Origin of the sequence: Pseudomonas sp. KSR10, assembly GCF_022355455.1 — a bacterium.
GTDB classification, from domain to species: Bacteria; Pseudomonadota; Gammaproteobacteria; order Pseudomonadales; family Pseudomonadaceae; genus Stutzerimonas; species Stutzerimonas stutzeri_E.
The window spans coordinates 857255-875247 of sequence record NZ_JAKOEN010000019.1 but is presented as its reverse complement, the minus strand read 5'-3'; the positions used below and the strand labels follow the sequence as shown (position 1 = coordinate 875247).

At 62.3% G+C, this 17993-nt stretch carries 16 protein-coding genes; 11 read left to right on the top strand and 5 right to left on the bottom strand.

From position 1 onward, the window contains the following. Positions 1–21: 21 nt before the first annotated feature. Complete coding sequence (locus MCB86_RS12975; protein ID WP_239611169.1) at positions 22–516, bottom strand: sterol desaturase family protein; 495 nt, start codon at positions 514–516, stop codon at positions 22–24. An 87-nt stretch (positions 517–603) separates the two neighbouring features. Further along, positions 604–1647 carry a nitronate monooxygenase gene (locus MCB86_RS12970; RefSeq protein ID WP_239611168.1) on the bottom strand — a complete coding sequence of 348 codons (1044 nt, stop codon included), beginning with the start codon at positions 1645–1647 and terminating at the stop codon, positions 604–606. A gap of 144 nt (positions 1648–1791) precedes the next feature. On the opposite strand from MCB86_RS12970, the gene rlmJ reads away from it, so the two are divergent. Next, a complete protein-coding gene (gene rlmJ, locus MCB86_RS12965) occupies positions 1792–2634 on the top strand; it encodes a 23S rRNA (adenine(2030)-N(6))-methyltransferase RlmJ (protein WP_045163894.1) in 843 nt (280 codons plus the stop codon). A 94-nt stretch (positions 2635–2728) separates the two neighbouring features. On the opposite strand, the gene MCB86_RS12960 is transcribed toward rlmJ, so the two are convergent. Together MCB86_RS12960 and MCB86_RS12955 are read right to left on the bottom strand one after the other, a co-directional pair. Beyond that, positions 2729–3703, bottom strand: coding sequence for a serine/threonine protein kinase (locus tag MCB86_RS12960; RefSeq protein ID WP_239611167.1), 975 nt, complete (start codon positions 3701–3703; stop codon positions 2729–2731). Positions 3704–3772: 69 nt separating this feature from the next. After that, the gene (locus MCB86_RS12955) at positions 3773–4480 is read right to left on the bottom strand and encodes a ComF family protein (protein WP_239611166.1); all 708 of its coding nucleotides are present in this window, start codon (positions 4478–4480) and stop codon (positions 3773–3775) included. An 84-nt stretch (positions 4481–4564) separates the two neighbouring features. Here MCB86_RS12955 and bioB point away from each other — a divergent pair, with 84 nt between their 5' ends. The 10 genes from bioB (at position 4565) to MCB86_RS12905 (ending at position 16858) form a co-directional block, all read left to right on the top strand. Next, positions 4565–5620, top strand: coding sequence for a biotin synthase BioB (bioB, locus tag MCB86_RS12950; protein WP_045163891.1), 1056 nt, complete (start codon positions 4565–4567; stop codon positions 5618–5620). A gap of 84 nt (positions 5621–5704) precedes the next feature. Beyond that, positions 5705–6886: an 8-amino-7-oxononanoate synthase gene (gene bioF / locus MCB86_RS12945; RefSeq protein ID WP_239611165.1), complete on the top strand. Its 1182-nt coding sequence runs from the start codon at positions 5705–5707 to the stop codon at positions 6884–6886. Continuing rightward, positions 6879–7601: an alpha/beta fold hydrolase gene (locus MCB86_RS12940; protein ID WP_045163889.1), complete on the top strand. Its 723-nt coding sequence runs from the start codon at positions 6879–6881 to the stop codon at positions 7599–7601. The genes bioF and MCB86_RS12940 overlap by 8 nt, the downstream gene beginning before the upstream one ends. Then, on the top strand, positions 7598–8422 hold the full coding sequence (gene bioC, locus MCB86_RS12935) for a malonyl-ACP O-methyltransferase BioC (protein ID WP_045163888.1): 825 nt from the start codon (positions 7598–7600) through the stop codon (positions 8420–8422). Before MCB86_RS12940 ends, bioC begins: the two co-directional genes overlap by 4 nt. After that, positions 8419–9102: a dethiobiotin synthase gene (gene bioD / locus MCB86_RS12930; RefSeq protein ID WP_239611164.1), complete on the top strand. Its 684-nt coding sequence runs from the start codon at positions 8419–8421 to the stop codon at positions 9100–9102. Before bioC ends, bioD begins: the two co-directional genes overlap by 4 nt. Before the next feature lie 95 nt (positions 9103–9197). Continuing rightward, on the top strand, positions 9198–9455 hold the full coding sequence (locus tag MCB86_RS12925) for a hypothetical protein (RefSeq protein WP_045163886.1): 258 nt from the start codon (positions 9198–9200) through the stop codon (positions 9453–9455). 227 nt (positions 9456–9682) lie between these two features. Next, entirely contained in the window at positions 9683–11488 is a 1806-nt protein-coding gene (locus MCB86_RS12920) for a phenylacyl-CoA dehydrogenase (protein WP_239611163.1), read from the top strand. Between the two features lie 151 nt (positions 11489–11639). After that, the gene (locus MCB86_RS12915) at positions 11640–12944 is read left to right on the top strand and encodes a GGDEF domain-containing protein (RefSeq protein ID WP_045163884.1); all 1305 of its coding nucleotides are present in this window, start codon (positions 11640–11642) and stop codon (positions 12942–12944) included. Positions 12945–13052: 108 nt separating this feature from the next. Beyond that, entirely contained in the window at positions 13053–14846 is a 1794-nt protein-coding gene (locus MCB86_RS12910; RefSeq protein WP_045163883.1) for an acyl-CoA dehydrogenase C-terminal domain-containing protein, read from the top strand. Positions 14847–15079: 233 nt separating this feature from the next. Further along, positions 15080–16858, top strand: coding sequence for an acyl-CoA dehydrogenase C-terminal domain-containing protein (locus MCB86_RS12905; RefSeq protein WP_239611162.1), 1779 nt, complete (start codon positions 15080–15082; stop codon positions 16856–16858). A gap of 392 nt (positions 16859–17250) precedes the next feature. Here the strand turns inward: MCB86_RS12905 and msrA are convergent, their stop codons facing one another. Beyond that, positions 17251–17898 (bottom strand): peptide-methionine (S)-S-oxide reductase MsrA, encoded by a 648-nt coding sequence (gene msrA / locus MCB86_RS12900; RefSeq protein WP_045163881.1) that lies wholly within the window; start codon positions 17896–17898, stop codon positions 17251–17253. Positions 17899–17993 lie beyond the last annotated feature (95 nt).

Below are 17993 nucleotides of genomic sequence, written 5' to 3'. Positions count from 1 at the left end.
GCTTGTCGTCTCGCTAGTGATTCAACGGTCGCTGGTCTTGCGCAACGGGCCATCGTGCAGCTCGCGCAGCTGTTGTTTGAGCACCGGCAATGGCGGCGCATAAAGAAAGCCGAATGACACGCAGCGCTCCTTGCCTTCGACCGCATGGTGCAGACGGTGGGCCTGGTAGAGGCGCTTGAGATAGCCGTTGCGCGGCACGTAGCGCAGTGGCCAGCGGTGGTGCACCAGACCGTCATGGGCGACGAAGTAGAGGAAGCCGTAGCCTGTCATGCCGGCACCGATCCATTCCAGCGGGTGGTAACCGGCAGTGCCCAGGGCGATCAGCAGGATCGCCACGCCGGCGAACACCACCGCATATAGGTCGTTTTTCTCGAACCAGCCGTTGCGTGGCTCGTGGTGGGACTTGTGCCAGCCCCAGCCCCAGCCATGCATTACGTACTTATGCGCCCACCAGGCGAACAACTCCATGCCGGCCAGCGTGGCAAGAAATACCAGGGAGTTGGTCAGTACGGTCATTTTCGATCCGTTGCTTCGGCAGGTCGCACCAGTCTACGCGTCGCATCGCGCGCGTCGACCCGACTCCGACACCTGGCGCTGGCTATTTCAGTCTGGCCAACCCACCGCCAGCGAATGGGTCAGCTGCGCTGCTGGGACGGCCTGGCAGCCGCTTGCATTCTGCCCCGCCCAGAGTGGTGAAAAATCGCTGATGCCCTGGGGCTCGGCAGCGGCGCGCAGACTGCCAATCGCATTGCTGGCCAAAGGAAAGGCCGGCACTGCCTCGGGTCGTGGGCCGAGTTCGCGGATCAGTCGGTTGACCATGCCGCGCGCCGGCCGACCGGAAAACAGCGTGGTCAGCACCGTACGTTCCGCCGCTGGGCTCTGTAATGCCTGACGATGCAGCGCGCTGGTGCGGCTCTCGTCGCACAGCAGGTAAGCCGTGCCGACCTGTACGCCGGCCGCACCGAGTGCCCGCGCCGCGGCGACACCGCGCGCATCGGCGATGCCGCCGGCAGCAATCACCGACACATCCAGCGCGGCCACCAACTGCGGCAACAGGGCGAAGGTGCCGACCTGGCCGTCGATATCCGCGCTGAGAAACATCCCTCGATGGCCACCGGCTTCGACACCCTGGGCGATGACCGCATCGACGCCTTGATTCTGCAGCCAGTGGCCTTCTTCGAGCGTCGTGGCGCTGGAGAGAATCCTCGCGCCGGTTGCCTTGACCCGCCTGAGCAGGTCCAGGGCAGGCAGGCCGAAATGAAAACTGACCACCGCCGGACGGTAACGCTCGACCACCTCAGCCATCGCTGCATCGAAGGGCTTGCGTGTGGCGCCGCTGGGAATGCTCATCGGGTCGATCTGGTGCTCTAGGAGAAAGGGCGTCAACACGTCCAGCCACGCCTGTTCCCGTTCCGGCTCGATGGCTGGCGGCTGGTGGCAGAAGAAGTTGACGTTGTATGGCCGGTCGGTCAGTGCCGTCATAGCGCTGAGCTCGGCATCCAGCGAGTCGGCGTTGAGCATGCCCGCGGGAATCGAACCCAGGCCGCCCGCCATTGACACCGCGGCGGCGAGCTGATGGTTCTGCGAGCCGGCCATCGGCGCCTGGATGATCGGAAGGGTGATGCGCAAGAGGTCGCGGATGTCCATCTGGGCTCCTTGTCGGCTGGGCAGGGCTGTTCACTGTAGCAGCCGATTATCGAAGAGTTGCATCGGCGTTCGCGTTGATCTGCGAGCAGCCCCTGCGAATCGCCGCGCCGCACGGTTAGACTGTGCGCTCTTCAGGAGTGCCCGATGAATTACCGCCACGCTTTTCACGCCGGCAATCACGCCGACGTGTTCAAACACCTCGTCCTGTCCCGGCTGTTCGCTTTGCTCGCGCGCAAGGAAGCGCCGTTCGCCTACCTCGACAGCCATGCCGGCGTCGGTCTGTATGACCTCGCCGGTGATCAGGCCAGCCGCACCGGCGAATGGCTGCAAGGCATCGCCCGGCTGTGGCAAGCAGACGACGCTCCGGCAGCGACCGAAGACTATCTGAACGTGATCCGCGCGCTCAATCCGGACGGCGTGCTGCGCTACTACCCGGGATCGCCGGAACTGGCCCGGCAGCTAAGCCGTCCGCAGGATCGTCTGCAGCTCAACGAGAAACACCCCGAGGATGGCCGTCTGCTGAAGGACAACATGGCCGGTGATCGCCGTGTCGCGGTGCATCTGGGAGAGGGCTGGCACGTGCCGCGGGCGTTGATGCCGACCCAGGAAAAACGCGTGGCGTTGCTAATCGATCCGCCCTTCGAGCAGGCAGACGAATTGACCCGCTGCGTGCAGGCGCTCACCGAAGCGCTCGGGCGCATGCGCCAGACAATCGGCGTTATCTGGTACCCGATCAAGGATGAGCGTCAGCTCAAACGCTTCTATCAGCAGTTGTCGCGCAGCGGCGCGCCGAAACTGCTGCGCGCCGAACTCCATGTCCATCCCACCGACGAAGCGCTGCGCTTGAATGGCTCCGGTCTGGCCATCAGCAACCCACCATGGGGCCTGGAAGAGGAGCTGCGCGAGCTGCTGCCGTGGCTGGCCAAGCTGCTCGGGCAAAGCGAGGGAGACTGGCGGCTGGACTGGCTGATCGATGAGAAGCAGTAGCGGCTGGAAGCGGTAAGGTGGTCGATTTTTACATCCACCGAGACTCCGCCCGGTGGGTCGGTGAAGCGTGACCCACCCTACGCGAGCTTCCCGTTCAGAACAGCTTCAGCGGCTCTTCCTGCAGCGCGGACATCTGCTCGCGCAGGGTCAGGATCTGATTGCCCCAGTAGCGCTCGGTGCCGAACCAGGGGAAGCTCATAGGAAAGGCGGGATCGTCCCAGCGGCGTGCCAGCCAGGCGCTGTAGTGCATCAGGCGCAGCGCGCGCAGGGCCTCGATCAGTGGGAGTTCGCGCGGGGCGAAGTCGTGAAATTCGTTATAGCCATCGACCAGCTCAGACAACTGTCCGAGCCGCTCGTGACGTTCACCGGCGAGCATCATCCAGATGTCTTGAACCGAAGGCCCCATGCGGCAATCGTCCAGGTCCACCAGGTGGAAGGCGTCATCCCGGGCGAGAATGTTGCCCGGGTGGCAGTCACCGTGTAGGCGGATCGGTTGGAACTCGGTGCGGGCGAACACGTCGTCGACTCGCTTGAGCAGGTCGCGGGCCACCGATTCGTAGGCCGGCAGCAGGCTTTTCGGAATGAAACCGCCGTCCAGCAGCGTGGTCAGCGAGTCGTGGCCGAAATGCTGGGTGGTCAGGGTTTCGCGGTACTCGAACGGACGGCTGGCGCTGACCGCATGCATACGGCCGAGCAGCTGTCCGAGGCGGTACAGTTGGTCGAGATTGCCGGGTTCCGGTGCGCGACCGCCACGCCGAGGGAACAAGGCGAAGCGAAAACCGGCATGTTCGAAAAGCGTCTTGCCGCCGTGCTCCAGCGGGGCAACCACCGGTATTTCGCGGTCGGCCAACTCCTGGGAGAACTGATGTTCCTCGAGTATGGCCTCATCACTCCAGCGGCCGGGGCGATAAAACTTCGCCACGATGGGCGTCTCATCTTCGATGCCCACCTGATAGACGCGGTTTTCGTAGCTGTTCAATGCCAAGACGCGAGCATCGCTGATGAAGCCGGCGCTTTCCACCGCATCGAGCACAAGATCGGGTGTGAGTGTGTCGAAAGGGTGGCTCATGGTCGGCTCCGTAAATGGGTCGGCCAGTGTATTGCACTGGCGCGTTTACACAACCGCGGCTCTGGCCGCCTAATCGCCCGGCCTTGGCGTACGCGCCAGGCAGTAAATATCGACCCGCTCGGCGCCCGCGCGTTTCAACAAGCGAGCCAGCGCTTCGGCGGTTGCGCCGGTGGTAAGCACGTCATCTATGACCGCCACATGGCGACCCACGATCTGCAGCTCGTTTGTCAGCGCAAAGGCCTGGCGTAGGTTTTGGCGCCGGCTGGCGGCATCCAGCGCTTGCTGCGATGGGGTCTCCTGAATGCGCTGCAACAGCTCGCGCTGGACCGGGATATCCAGCACCGGGCTCAGCCAGTCGGCGAGCATCTGTGCCTGGTTGAAGCCACGCTGGCGCAGCCGCTTGCGAGCCAGGGGGACCGGCAGCAACATGTTCGGGCGTGGCAAGCCTTCGTCGAATCGGTGCTGCAGGTAGCGCGCCAGCTGCTCCGCCAGCAAACGACCGAAAGGCCAGCGTGACTGATGCTTGAAGCGCGTAACCAGGCTGTCCACCGGAAAGGCGAAGCGCCAGGGCACGGCCACATGGTCGTAGGCGGGGGGATGCTTGAGACACTGGCCGCAGATCGCGCCGGTCGCTGGCAACGGCAGCGCGCAGATCGTGCACTGCCCGCCGAGCCAGGGCAGTTCGGCCTCACAGGGACCGCATAGTGATTGCCCGGCTTCGCAGCGCTCGTCGCAGAGCTGGCAGAATTGCTCTAATTTTAACCAGTTGTAAACCATGATTCCTTTCCAGGTTGACAGCGCCTTTGGCTTGGCTAACCATTTCGCATCCGTGCCAAAGAATTCTATTACAAGGAATGCCTCATGAGCGCCACAGCCGCTTGCGCCACGCGTCACGATTGGAGCCTCGCTGAAGTCAAGGCGCTCTTCGAACAACCCTTCAACGACCTGATCTTCCAGGCTCAGGCCGTGCACCGCCAGCACTTCGATGCCAACCGCGTGCAGGTGTCCACGCTGCTGTCGATCAAGACCGGTGCCTGCCCGGAAGACTGCAAGTATTGCCCGCAGTCCGGCCACTACAACACCGGGCTGGATAAAGAAAAACTGATGGAAGTGCAGAAGGTGCTGGAGGCGGCTGCCGAAGCCAAGGCAATCGGTTCTACCCGTTTCTGCATGGGCGCGGCCTGGAAGCACCCCTCCGCCAAGGACATGCCCTATGTGCTGAAGATGGTCGAAGGCGTAAAGGCGTTGGGTCTGGAAACCTGCATGACCCTCGGCAAGCTCGATCAGGAGCAGACCAAGGCGCTGGCGGCGGCGGGGCTGGACTACTACAACCACAACCTCGACACCTCGCCGGAGTTCTACGGCAACATCATTACCACCCGCACCTACGCAGACCGTCTGGAAACGCTGAGCTATGTGCGCGAGTCGGGCATGAAGATCTGCTCCGGCGGCATCCTGGGTATGGGCGAGTCGTTGAACGACCGCGCCGGCCTGCTAATCCAGCTGGCCAACCTGCCCGAGCATCCCGAGTCGGTGCCGATCAATATGCTGGTCAAGGTCAAGGGCACGCCGCTGGCCGACGAGCAGGACGTAGACCCCTTCGACTTCATCCGCATGCTCGCCGTGGCGCGGATTATGATGCCCAAGTCCCATGTGCGCCTGTCCGCCGGTCGTGAGCAGATGAACGAGCAGATGCAGGCGCTGGCCTTCCTCGCCGGTGCGAACTCGATTTTTTACGGCGAGAAGCTGCTGACCACCGGCAACCCGCAGGCCGACAAAGACATGCTGCTGTTCAAGCGCCTGGGCATCCAGCCCGAAGCGCGCGAAGAGCACGACGACGAAATCCACCAGGCCGCCATCGAGCAGGCACTGGTCGAGCAGCGCGATTCGAAGCTGTTTTATAACGCGGTCGTGTGAACACGGAGCTGGAAGTTCGAAGCCGGACGCATGAAGCGATTCGGCCGTGCTTCCAGCGTCAGGCTTCCAGCTTCGAGTCAATCCATGCCTTTCGATCTGCAATCCCGCCTCGCCGAGCGCCGCGCGGCCCATCTCTATCGCCGTCGCCCCCTGCTGGATACACCGCAGCAGCCGGAGGTGACGGTCGATGGCGAGGCGCTTCTGGCGTTCTGTTCCAATGACTACCTGGGGCTGGCCAGCCACCCCGAAGTGATCCGCGCGTTGCAACAGGGCGCCGAACGCTGGGGCGTCGGCGGCGGCGCCTCGCATCTGGTGATGGGTCACAGCACACCGCATCATCAACTCGAAGAAGCGTTGGCCGAATTCACCGGCCGGCCACGGGCGCTGCTGTTTTCCACCGGCTACATGGCCAACCTGGCGGCGGTTACCGCACTGGTGGGGCAGGGCGATACCGTGCTCGAAGACCGGATCAACCACGCCTCCCTGCTCGACGCCGGACTGCTCAGCGGCGCGCGGTTTTCCCGCTATCTGCATAACGATGCGGCCAGTCTGGCCAAACGCCTGGAGAAGGCGACCGGCAATACACTGGTGGTGACGGACGGCGTGTTCAGCATGGACGGTGATCTGGCCGACCTGCCAACGCTTTGTGCCACCGCGAAAGCTCGCAACGCCTGGGTAATGGTCGATGACGCCCATGGTTTCGGTCCGCTGGGTCAAACCGGCGGCGGCATCGTCGAGCATTTCGGCTTGGGCATCGCTGACGTGCCGGTTCTTGTCGGCACGCTGGGCAAGGCGTTCGGTACCGCAGGGGCCTTCGTGGCCGGCAGTGAAGAACTGATCGAGACACTGATCCAGTTCGCGCGGCCATACATCTACACCACCAGCCAGCCACCAGCGGTCGCCTGCGCCACCCTGAAGAGTCTTGAGCTGCTGCGCAGTGAGGGTTGGCGCCGCGAGCATCTGCAGCGCTTGATTGCACGCTTCCGCCGCGGCGCGACCGAGATCGGCCTGACGCTAATGGATAGCCCGACGCCGATTCAGCCAATCCTGGTTGGCAGCAGCGAGCGTGCCTTGAAGCTATCCGCTGCCCTGCGTGAGCGGGGGATTCTGGTCGGTGCGATCCGCCCGCCCACTGTGCCGGCCGGCAGCGCGCGTCTGCGCGTCACCGTCAGTGCGTCGCACAGTGAGGCGCAGGTGGAACGACTGCTGGATATCCTGGCCGAATGCTGGAATCGATTGGCCGAGGAGCCTGAAGCGGATGCGTGATCAGCTGATTTTGTTGCCCGGCTGGGCGTTCGGCCCGGCGGCGCTGCAACCTTTGTGCGAGGCGTTGGTCGAGCTCGCACCCAGCCTCGACGTCGTAGTCGAGCCCTTGCCCGAACTGAGTGCAGCGCATGCCTGGCTCGACGAGCTGGACCAACGCCTGCCGCGCGACAGTTGGCTGGCCGGCTGGTCGCTGGGCGGCATGCTGGCCTCGCAATTGGCGGCGCGGCGTGTCGATAGCTGTCGTGGGTTGATTACCATCGCCAGTAATCCCTGCTTCCGTGCCCGACCACAGTGGCCGGAAGCCATGGGTGCGGACATCTTCGACGCCTTTCACGAGGCGTTCCGGCTCGATCCCGAGGAAACCCTTAAGCGCTTCCGTTTACTCTGCAGCCGGGGCGGCTACGATCCGCGGACACTGGCTCGGCAGCTGGAGGTGAGTCAGTCCCAGTCGTCGTCGCAGGTGTTGGATGCGGGTTTGCAGTTGCTGGCGGAGCTGGACGGGCGTGGTGCGCTGCACGGCTATTTCGGCCCGCAGTTGCACCTGTTTGCCGGTAACGATGCGCTGGTGCCGGCAGCTGCCTGCGAGGCGCTGCGGCGTTGGATGCCGGGCATCAAGGCCGAGCTCATAACCGGCGCGAGCCATACCGTTGCACTGGAGCGGGCCGACGACGTCGCGGCGGCGATGGTGGCCTTCATCAAGGGCGCCTTGGCATGAGCGACTCGGTTGCGGTACAGGTGCCAGGTGCCGAATCTGCGCTGCCTGATAAGCGTCACGTGGCAGCGTCGTTTTCCCGCGCCGCGGCCAGCTACGATTCGGTGGCCGAGCTGCAGCGTGCTGTCGGCAACGTGCTGTCCGATCGCTTGCCTGGTGATCTGCGCCCCGCGTGTTGGCTCGATCTGGGTTGTGGCACCGGCCATTTCTCCCGCGCCTTGGCGAGCCGTTTTCCCATCGCCAATGGTGTGGCGATGGACATCGCCGAAGGCATGTTGCAGCACGCGCGACCGCAAGGCGGCGCTGACGCATTTGTGGCGGGCGATGCCGAGTGTCTGCCGTTGCGCGACGCATCGGTCGACTTGATTTTCTCCAGCCTGGCGCTGCAATGGTGCGAAGATTTTTCCGCGGTGCTGAACGAGGCTCGCAGGGCGCTGCGCCGCAATGGGGTGTTCGCCTTCAGCAGTCTGTGCAGCGGCACCCTGCAGGAGTTGCGCGACAGCTGGCAGGCGGTGGATGGCTTCGCCCACGTCAACCGTTTCCGCAGTGAGCAAGCGTACCGGCGGCTTTGCGCCGCCAGCGGTTTGAGTATCCTGAGCCTCGATGTGCAACCGCAGGTGCTGCATTTCGCCGAGTTGCGCCAGTTGACCGCTGAACTCAAGGCACTTGGTGCCCACAACCTGAACCCAGGCCGGCCGGGCGGGCTTACTGGCCGGGCTCGTATTCGCGCGCTGATCGATGCCTACGAGCGCTTCCGCACCCCAACCGGGTTGCCGGCGACCTATCAGGTGATCTACGGCGTGCTGCGCAAGGATGATCGATGACAGCGTTTTTCGTGACGGGTACCGACACCGAAGTCGGCAAGACGACCATCGCCGCCGGGTTGCTGCATGCCGCTCGTCTTGCGGGGCTCAGTACCGCGGCGGCGAAGCCGGTGGCGTCGGGCTGCGAGATGACCGTCGACGGGCTACGCAACAGCGATGCGCTGGCGTTGCATGGCCAGTGCACCCTGCCGATGCGTTACGAGGAGGTCAATCCGTTCGCCTTCGAGCCGGCCATTGCGCCGCACCTGGCCGCACGTGAGGCGGGCATCGATTTGAACGTGGCGCGGCTGGTCGACCCGGTCCGGCAGATGCTGGCGCTGCAGGCGGACTTTTCGTTGGTAGAAGGGGCCGGTGGCTGGCGTGTCCCCTTGGCGGACCGCGAAACGCTTTCCGAACTGGCCGTGCAGCTCGGGTTGCCGGTGATTCTGGTGGTTGGGGTGCGCCTCGGTTGCATCAATCACGCGCTGCTCAGTGCCGAAGTCATCGAGCGCGACGGGCTGCAATTGGCAGGTTGGGTCGCCAACATCATCGATCCCTCGATGTCGCGGCTGGATGAAAACCTCGCTACGCTGGCCGAACGCTTGTCAGCGCCTTGCCTGGGTCGCGTCCCGCGCCTGCCGGCCGCGTCCCCCTGCGATGTGTCGTCTTATCTTGATCTTGGGCCGCTCATTCCTGCCTGACAGGGTTCCTCGGTCCGCTTATCGCCATCCGGCACTGGCGACAACGCGTCGGCTCTGCTTCAATGATGGCTAGCTGATCGCACGGGAATCGCAACATGCAGATCAATAACAACCTCCTTTCTGCCGGACTGGGCGCATACCAGGCCGGACAGCAACGTGTCGATAACGCCGGCGCTGCGCTCGCCGCGAGCACCTTGCCGGCTGCCGAGAATTCCCAGACGGTCGCCGATGCGATCGAGCTGACCGAGCAACTGGTTCAGATGAAAGTCGGTGAGCACACCGCGAAAGCTGGCGTGCGACTGTTGCAAACAGCCGATGAAGTGCTCGGTACCCTGATCAATACCAAAGCCTGACAGCGCTGGCCGCTCTGGCCGGCGTTCTTTGCCCTAGCGGCGCTTTCTCTCTTATCTCGATATTCATGGCGCCCGACCAACGGCGTCCTGGCCCCTGCTTGACATCGTGCAGGCCTAAACGTATGTTTCAAACGCCTGTTTGACCTGCCGCGTTGGCGGTCACAATCCAAATCCAAGAGTGGCCGGTCGGTCACCTGAACCAAGAACCCACCGCTGAGGTTTACGCTATGCCTGACTACAAGGCCCCCTTGCGCGATATCCGCTTTGTACGTGACGAACTGCTCGGCTACGAAGCGCACTACCAAAGCCTGCCGGGTTGTGAGGACGCCACCCCGGACATGGTCAACGCCATTCTCGACGAAGGCGCCAAGTTCTGTGAGCAGGTGATTGCCCCGCTGAACCGTGTGGGTGACATCGAAGGCTGCACCTGGAGCGAAAGCGGCGTGAAGACGCCGACCGGCTTCAAGGACGCCTACCAGCAGTTCGTCGAAGGCGGCTGGCCGAGCCTGGCCCATGACGTCGAGCACGGCGGCCAGGGTTTGCCGGAGTCGCTGGGTATGGCGATCAGCGAGATGATCGGCGAAGCCAACTGGTCATGGGGCATGTACCCCGGCCTGTCCCACGGTGCGATGAACACGCTTCACGAGCACGGTACGCCCGAGCAACAGCAGACCTACCTGACTAAGCTGGTGTCCGGTGAGTGGACCGGCACCATGTGCCTGACCGAGCCGCATTGCGGCACCGACCTCGGCATGCTGCGCACCAAGGCTGAGCCTCAGGCCGATGGCAGCTACAAGGTGTCCGGCACCAAGATCTTCATTTCCGCTGGCGAACACGACATGGCCGATAACATCGTCCATATCGTTCTGGCCCGCTTGCCCGATGCCCCGCAAGGCACCAAGGGCATTTCGCTGTTCATCGTGCCTAAGTTCCTGCCGAACGCAGAAGGTGGCGTGGGTGAGCGTAACGGTGTGTCCTGTGGCTCGCTGGAGCACAAGATGGGTATCCACGGCAACGCCACCTGTGTAATGAACTTCGACGGCGCCACCGGCTTCCTGATCGGCCCGCCGAACAAGGGCCTGAACTGCATGTTCACGTTCATGAACACGGCGCGCCTGGGTACAGCCCTGCAGGGCCTGGCGCATGCCGAAATCGGCTTCCAGGGTGGCATCAAATATGCTCGTGAGCGTCTGCAGATGCGTTCGCTGACTGGCCCGAAAGCGCCGGAAAAAGCCGCTGATCCGATCATCGTGCACCCGGACGTACGCCGCATGCTGCTGACCATGAAGGCCTTCGCCGAAGGCAATCGTGCGATGCTCTATTTCGCCGCCAAGCAGGTCGATATCGTCCAGCGCAGCACCGACGAAGCGCAGCGCAAGGCCGCTGACGCCATGCTCGCCTTCCTCACTCCAATCGCCAAGGCGTTCATGACCGAAGTCGGCTTTGAAGCTGCCAACCACGGCGTGCAGATCTACGGCGGCCATGGCTTCATCGCTGAGTGGGGCATGGAACAAAACGTTCGCGACAGCCGCATCTCTTGCCTGTACGAAGGCACCACCGGCATCCAGGCACTCGACCTGCTCGGCCGCAAAGTGCTGATGACCCAGGGCGAAGCGCTGAAGGGCTTCACCAAGGTGGTTCACAAGTTCTGCCAGGCCAACGAGGGCAATGAGGCGGTCAAGCAATTCGTCGAGCCGCTCGCCAAGCTGAACAAGGAGTGGGGCGACCTGACCATGAAGGTCGGCATGGCCGCGATGAAGAACCGCGAGGAAGTCGGTGCCGCTTCGGTGGACTACCTGATGTACTGCGGTTACGCCTGCCTGGCCTACTTCTGGGCCGACATGGCGCGTCTGGCCTCGGAGAAGATCGCTGCCGGTGAAGACACCGACGGTTTCTACACCGCAAAGGTGCAGACTGCACGCTTCTACTTCCAGCGCATCCTGCCGCGCACCCGCACTCACGTGGAAACCATGCTGTCCGGTGCCGACAACCTGATGGACATGGACGAAGCTCACTTCGAACTGGCGTACTAAGGTTCAGGTGAAATCAAAACCGCTGCTTCGGCAGCGGTTTTTTTTGGCTTCGATAAATCCAATTCGTACCGATGCTGTTCCTGCCGGGTGATTGGCTGGTCGAGTGCTGGCACAATGCTTGTCTTCTTCACGGCTATTTGCCGGAGCTGTCGTGTCTCGTCTGAACGCCGCACGCTTTTTCAGCCATTTCTATGCGCCGCTGGCGTTGTTGTTCGGTGCCTTGGTGGCCGCACGACAGCCGAACCTGAACGAGTTCTTCATCTCGCTTTTCAACGTACTGCCTACCGTCTTGCTGCTACTTGGCGGGGCGTTTTGCATCGCCTATGGGCGGCTGCGCGAGACTTGCCTGCTGCTGACGGTTTACATCGTCTATTTCCTGCTGGATTCCCAGGCGGACCATTATCGCCTCAATGGCGCGCTGTTACCTGAAGCCGCATTGACGTTCCATCTTTGCAGCCTGCTGTTGCCGGTGCTCTATGGGCTGTACGGGTTGTGGCAGGAGCGGGCTCATCTGCTGCAGGATGGCCTGGCGCGGATTGCTGTACTGTTTGCTGTGGTGGCGGTTGCGTTGGCCCTGGCGCGGCGTTTTCCGCAAGCATTGCTCGACTGGCTGATAGACGTCCGGTGGCCATCGTTGGCGGCGGACTGGCTGCAGCTGATCCAGCTAGCCTATCCGGCGTTCCTGCTGGTGCTGACCGGCTTGCTGATCCAGTACGTGCGCCGACCCAGGCCGGTCCATGCGGCTCAGTTCGTGGCCCTGATTGGCTTGTTGTTGATGCTACCGCAAGTGTTCAGTCGGCCCGGCGCGCTCAACGTCATGAGCAGCCTGATGATGCTGATACTGGTGGTGGCGATCGCGCAGGAGGCCTACCAGATGGCCTTTCGCGACGAACTCACGGGACTGCCTGGGCGCCGTGCACTCAACGAGCGTCTACAACGGTTGGGACGGCAATACGTCATCGCCATGGCCGACGTGGATCGTTTCAAGGCATTCAACGATACCCACGGTCACGACGTCGGCGACCAGGTGCTACGGCTGGTGGCGAGCCGGTTGCGCAAGGTGGGTGGCGGCGGGCGTGCCTATCGTTACGGCGGCGAAGAGTTCGCTTTGGTTTTCCCAGGGCGCGATCTGCAACATTGTCTGCCTCACCTGGAGGCGGTCCGGCAGGCGGTCGAGGGTTATCCACTGCAATTGCGCGACAAGACCCGCCGGCCGAAAGCCGCCGAGCAGGGGCGGCAACGTCGCGGCGCTGGTACCGCTGGCGCAGTTTCGGTAACCATCAGCATCGGCGTCGCCGAGCGGTCGGTGACGCAGCGTACACCGGAAGAGGTCATCAAGGCGGCGGACCAGGCGCTTTATAGCGCCAAGGGCGCGGGCCGCAACTGTGTGCGGGCACATGGCGAGAACCGCCGCGGTGCGGTACGCACCTCCAAACAAGCGGTCACCGACGCCTAAGCAGTTATGACGGCGCATTCATCGTCTGCAATGTGATTGTTGAGCGGCCTGGTCTGCCGGTAGCGTGCTGCCTATAACAATGCACCGCGCTGTCTTCTGGAGAACGATATGCCCGCTTACAAGGCTCCCCTGCGCGACATGCGCTTCCTGATCGATGAAGTGTTCGACTTCCACGGCAGCTATGCTGCCAACGGCGCAGAGGACGCCACTCCGGACATGGTTAGCGCCATCCTTGAGGAGGGTGCCAAGTTCTGCGAGCAGGTTCTCTCGCCGCTCAATCGCAGCGGTGATGAAGAGGGCTGCCATTTCGACAACGGCGTGGTGACGACTCCCAAGGGCTTCAAAGAGGCCTTTGCCCAGTACGCACAGGGCGGGTGGATGGGGCTGGCCTCGGACCCGACCTATGGCGGACAGGGTCTGCCGCATTCGCTGGGACTGGTCATCGGAGAGATGGTCGGCTCGGCCAATACCTCCTTTGGCATGTATCCAGGGCTGACGCACGGCGCGATGGCCGCGATCGCTGCTCACGGCACCGACGACCAGAAACACGCCTATCTGACCCACATGACCGAGGGCCGCTGGACCGGCACCATGTGCCTGACCGAGTCCCACTGCGGCACCGATTTGGGCTTGATCAAGACTCGCGCTGTGCCTAAGGCTGACGGTAGCTACGCCATCAGCGGTACCAAGATATTCATCTCCGCCGGTGAGCACGACATGAGCGAAAACATCGTGCATCTGGTGTTGGCCAAGCTGCCCGATGCGCCCGCCGGTACCAAGGGGATCTCGTTGTTCATCGTGCCGAAGTTCTTGCCTGACGCTTCCGGCGAAGCGGGCGAGCGCAATGGTGTCGCCTGTGGTTCCATCGAGCACAAGATGGGAATCAAGGCGTCCGCTACCTGTGTGATCAACTTCGACGGCGCCACGGGCTTTCTTATCGGCGAGCCGAACAAGGGCCTGAACTGCATGTTCACCATGATGAATCATGCACGTCTTGGCACGGGCATGCAGGGGCTCTGCAATGGCGAGGCGAGCTATCAGGGCGCCGTCCAATACGCCAACGAGCGCTTGCAGATGCGCGCACTGAGCGGGACAAAATATCCAGACAAGCCAGCCGATCCGATCATCGTCCACCCGGACGTGCGGCGCATGCTGCTCACCATGAAAGCCTTCAACGAAGGCAACCGCGCGTTGGCCTATTTCACCGCACAGTTGCTCGACCAGATCCACAGCCCCGATGAAGGTCAGCGCCAGGAGGCCGAGGCCCTGCTGGCTTTTCTCACGCCGATCTGCAAAGCGTTCATGACCGACACCGGCCTGGAGGTGACCAACCTGGGCATGCAAGTGTTCGGCGGCCATGGTTATATCCGTGAATGGGGCATGGAGCAGCTGATGCGCGATTGCCGCATCGCGCCGATCTACGAAGGCACCAATGGCATTCAGGCACTCGACCTGCTTGGCCGCAAAGTCCTCGGCAGCCAGGGTAAGCTGATGCTTGGCTTCACCAAACGAGTGCATCGGTTCTGCGAGACCAACGCCGAGCATCCTCAGTTGCAGAGCTATGTGTCGCAGCTGGCCGTCATAAACCGCGATCTGGGCGAGATGACCCAGCGAATCGGCATGGCCGCCATGAAGAACGCTGACGAAGTCGGCGCAGCGTCGGTCGATTATCTGATGTACTGCGGCTACCTAATTCTCGGCTACTTCTGGCTGCGCATGGCCGTGGTTGCCCAGAGCAAACTGGAGGCGGGAGATGGCGATGCCGCGTTCTACCAAGCGAAGTTGATCACCGCTGAATTCTATTTTGCGCGCTTGCTGCCGCGTACCGCGGCGCACAAATCGGCTATCGAAGCCGGTGGTGCAAGTCTGATGAAACTGCCTGCCGACCAGTTCATTTTCTAATCCAACGGTTTGCCTAGCGCCCGCCCTGTGCGGGCGTTTTTATTGGACGTGGCCGGGAATCTTAGGCCTCAATCGGTATGCAGCGACGCCTGAAAAACAGGATGGAAGCACTGTCGTGACGAGAACCCGTTAGTCACTTTAAGACCCTTCGGGCGTCTACAAGTCTTCAGTTAGACTCGCAGAACTGCTCCGGCCAACCGGCCAGGCGACACGTTTCTGCGAGGTCCTTTTCCATGGCTGACTACAAAGCACCGCTGCGCGATATGCGATTCGTCCTGAATGAAGTCTTCGATGCCCCGAAGCTCTGGCAGACGTTGCCAGCGCTGGCGGAGGTCGTGGATGCGGAAACCGCCGAGGCGATTCTCGAGGAAGCAGGCAAGATTACCGCCAACACCATCGCTCCGCTCAATCGTAGCGGCGATGAAGAAGGCTGCCACTGGGTTGACGGGGCGGTCAGCACGCCGGCCGGTTACGCAGAAGCCTATCGTTTGTATGCCGAAGGCGGCTGGGTTGGCGTCGGCGGCGATCCGGCCTATGGCGGCATGGGCATGCCCAAGGCGATCTCGGCGCAGGTCGAGGAGATGATGAACTCCGCCAGCCTGGCCTTCGGCCTCTATCCGATGCTGACCTCCGGTGCATGTTTGTCGATCTACGCCCACGCCAGCGAGGAGCTCAAGCAGAAGTATCTGCCGAACATGTACGCCGGCATCTGGGCCGGCTCCATGTGCCTGACCGAGCCGCATGCCGGCACCGATCTCGGCATCATCCGCACCAAGGCCGAGCCACAAGCCGATGGCTCCTACAAAGTCAGTGGCACCAAGATCTTCATCACTGGCGGCGAGCACGACCTGACCGACAACATCATCCACCTGGTGCTGGCCAAGTTGCCCGATGCGCCGGCCGGCTCACGCGGCATTTCCCTGTTCCTGGTGCCCAAGGTCATGGTCAACGAAGACGGCAGCCTGGGCGAGCGCAACAGCCTGAGCTGTGGTTCGATCGAGCACAAGATGGGCATCCAGGCCTCGGCCACTTGCGTGATGAACTTCGACGGCGCCACCGGTTGGATGGTTGGCGAGCCGAACAAGGGCCTCGCGGCGATGTTCACCATGATGAACTACGAGCGTCTGGGTGTCGGCATCCAAGGGTTGTCGACCGGTGAGCGTTCGTACCAGAGCGCCATTGAATATGCGCGTGAGCGCATTCAGAGTCGCGCGCCGACCGGCCCGGTGGCGCAGGACAAGGCCGCCGATCCGATCATCGTGCATCCAGACGTGCGCCGCATGTTGTTGACCATGAAGGCCTTGAACGAGGGCGGCCGTGCATTCTCCAGCTACGTCGCGCTGCAATTGGATATCGCCAAGTTCAGTGACGACGCCGAGGCCCGTCAGCGTGCCGAAGCGCAGGTGGCATTGCTGACACCGGTGGCCAAGGCCTTTCTGACTGATATGGGCCTGGAAACCACCATTCACGGTCAGCAGATTTTCGGCGGCCACGGCTTCATCCGGGAGTGGGGTCAAGAGCAACTGGTGCGTGACTGCCGGATCACGCAGATCTACGAAGGCACCAACGGGATTCAGGCCCTGGATCTCCTGGGGCGCAAGGTAGTGGGCAGCGGCGGCGAGCTCTACAAGGCTTTCACCGACGAGATCCGCCGCTACTGTGCGACAGCCGATTCGGAGCTAGAGGAGTTCATCGCGCCGCTCAAGGCCGCCGTGGCTAATCTCGACGAGCTCACAGCCTTCATTCTCGACAGCGCGAAGAACAACCCCAACGAGATAGGTGCCGCCTCGGTGGAGTATCTCCATGTGTTCGGCTACACCGCCTACGCCTATATGTGGGCACGGATGGCGAGCGCTGCGCGGGGCAAGGAAAGTCAGGACGATTTTTACGCGAGCAAGCTGGGCACGGCGCGCTTCTTTTTCGCGCGCCTGCTGCCGCGTATCCATTCGCTGAGCGCATCGGCGCGGGCCGGTAGCGCTTCGCTGTATCTACTCGATGCAGCACAGTTCTAAACAGCTTAACCCGTGAAGGCATAATGAAATTAATTAGCCATGTTTGGGAACGATGCGCCACTACGCCAGTCATAGACCTGCATCGTTTGTAGGCAATCACTTACATGCCGAGCCATGGATCGGCTTCCTTGTAAGTGATTGCTTACAAATCGTGGTGCAAAATTGCTACTACTGGTCCTGGCGACCGAGCGGTAGTCTTTTGCGCTATGGACGCGGCGTAGGGAAGCGCATAAGAAAATACGGAAGCGTAACGGAACGACGCCAGGAAGGCGCAAGTCACGGATGTCAGGATTCAGTCTGCAAAGGCCCCGCTTCGGCGGGGTTTTCTTTTTTTACCAGCCGAGACGCCGACTGGCCAGCGTCACACTGGCCTTGCATGCGGAGCTTAATGCTCAGGCTGGCATACATACTCCTGTGCCACCGAGTCCACAGTAACCACCGGGATTCTTCGCCAGATACTGCTGATGGTAGGCCTCGGCATAGTAAAACGCTGGAGCATCGGCAATTTCCGTGGTGATACTGCCCAGCCCGTGCTTGCTCAGCTCTTCCTGAAAGCGCCTTTCGCTGGCGCGAGCCTCTTGCTGCTGGGCGCTATCGAGGCAGTAGATGGCCGAGCGATACTGGGTGCCGATGTCATTGCCCTGGCGCATGCCTTGAGTCGGGTTGTGCGCCTCCCAGAACAGCCTGAGCAGCTCCCGGTAAGTGATCTGCTGCGGATCGAATACAACCAATACGGCTTCGGTGTGTCCGGTGAGACCGGAGCAGACTTCCTCGTAAGTCGGATTTGGCGTGTGACCACCGGCGTAGCCAACAGCCGTACTCCATACGCCGGGCTGCTCCCAGAACCGCCGTTCGGCACCCCAGAAACAGCCCATGGCGAATATCGCTTGCTGCAGGTGAGCGGGAAAGGGCGGTTGTAGCGGGTTGCCATTGACGAAATGGGCCTCGGGAACAGGGACTGCCGTGGCGCGTCCGGGGAGGGCTTGTTCCGCGTCGGGTAGCGCCTGTTTGTGAACGAGAATTTGCGAACGCAGGGTCATGGTGGTCCTCAAGCCTGAATAGAAGGGCTGCTGGTAGCCTAGGCTACCAAGCGCGCAAAACCAACGCGTGGTGACTAAGGCGCTACGCGGACGAA

Coding starts and splice junctions, on each gene's coding strand:
- bioC (WP_045163888.1), top strand. CDS start 7,598: ATGAGCGACTCGGTTGCGGTACAGGTGCCAGGTGCCGAATCTGCGCTG.
- MCB86_RS12970 (WP_239611168.1), bottom strand. CDS start 1,647: ATGGACATCCGCGACCTCTTGCGCATCACCCTTCCGATCATCCAGGCG.
- MCB86_RS12905 (WP_239611162.1), top strand. CDS start 15,080: ATGGCTGACTACAAAGCACCGCTGCGCGATATGCGATTCGTCCTGAAT.
- MCB86_RS12910 (WP_045163883.1), top strand. CDS start 13,053: ATGCCCGCTTACAAGGCTCCCCTGCGCGACATGCGCTTCCTGATCGAT.
- MCB86_RS12955 (WP_239611166.1), bottom strand. CDS start 4,480: ATGGTTTACAACTGGTTAAAATTAGAGCAATTCTGCCAGCTCTGCGAC.
- bioD (WP_239611164.1), top strand. CDS start 8,419: ATGACAGCGTTTTTCGTGACGGGTACCGACACCGAAGTCGGCAAGACG.
- bioF (WP_239611165.1), top strand. CDS start 5,705: ATGCCTTTCGATCTGCAATCCCGCCTCGCCGAGCGCCGCGCGGCCCAT.
- MCB86_RS12925 (WP_045163886.1), top strand. CDS start 9,198: ATGCAGATCAATAACAACCTCCTTTCTGCCGGACTGGGCGCATACCAG.
- MCB86_RS12960 (WP_239611167.1), bottom strand. CDS start 3,703: ATGAGCCACCCTTTCGACACACTCACACCCGATCTTGTGCTCGATGCG.
- MCB86_RS12940 (WP_045163889.1), top strand. CDS start 6,879: ATGCGTGATCAGCTGATTTTGTTGCCCGGCTGGGCGTTCGGCCCGGCG.
- msrA (WP_045163881.1), bottom strand. CDS start 17,898: ATGACCCTGCGTTCGCAAATTCTCGTTCACAAACAGGCGCTACCCGAC.
- bioB (WP_045163891.1), top strand. CDS start 4,565: ATGAGCGCCACAGCCGCTTGCGCCACGCGTCACGATTGGAGCCTCGCT.
- MCB86_RS12920 (WP_239611163.1), top strand. CDS start 9,683: ATGCCTGACTACAAGGCCCCCTTGCGCGATATCCGCTTTGTACGTGAC.
- rlmJ (WP_045163894.1), top strand. CDS start 1,792: ATGAATTACCGCCACGCTTTTCACGCCGGCAATCACGCCGACGTGTTC.
- MCB86_RS12975 (WP_239611169.1), bottom strand. CDS start 516: ATGACCGTACTGACCAACTCCCTGGTATTTCTTGCCACGCTGGCCGGC.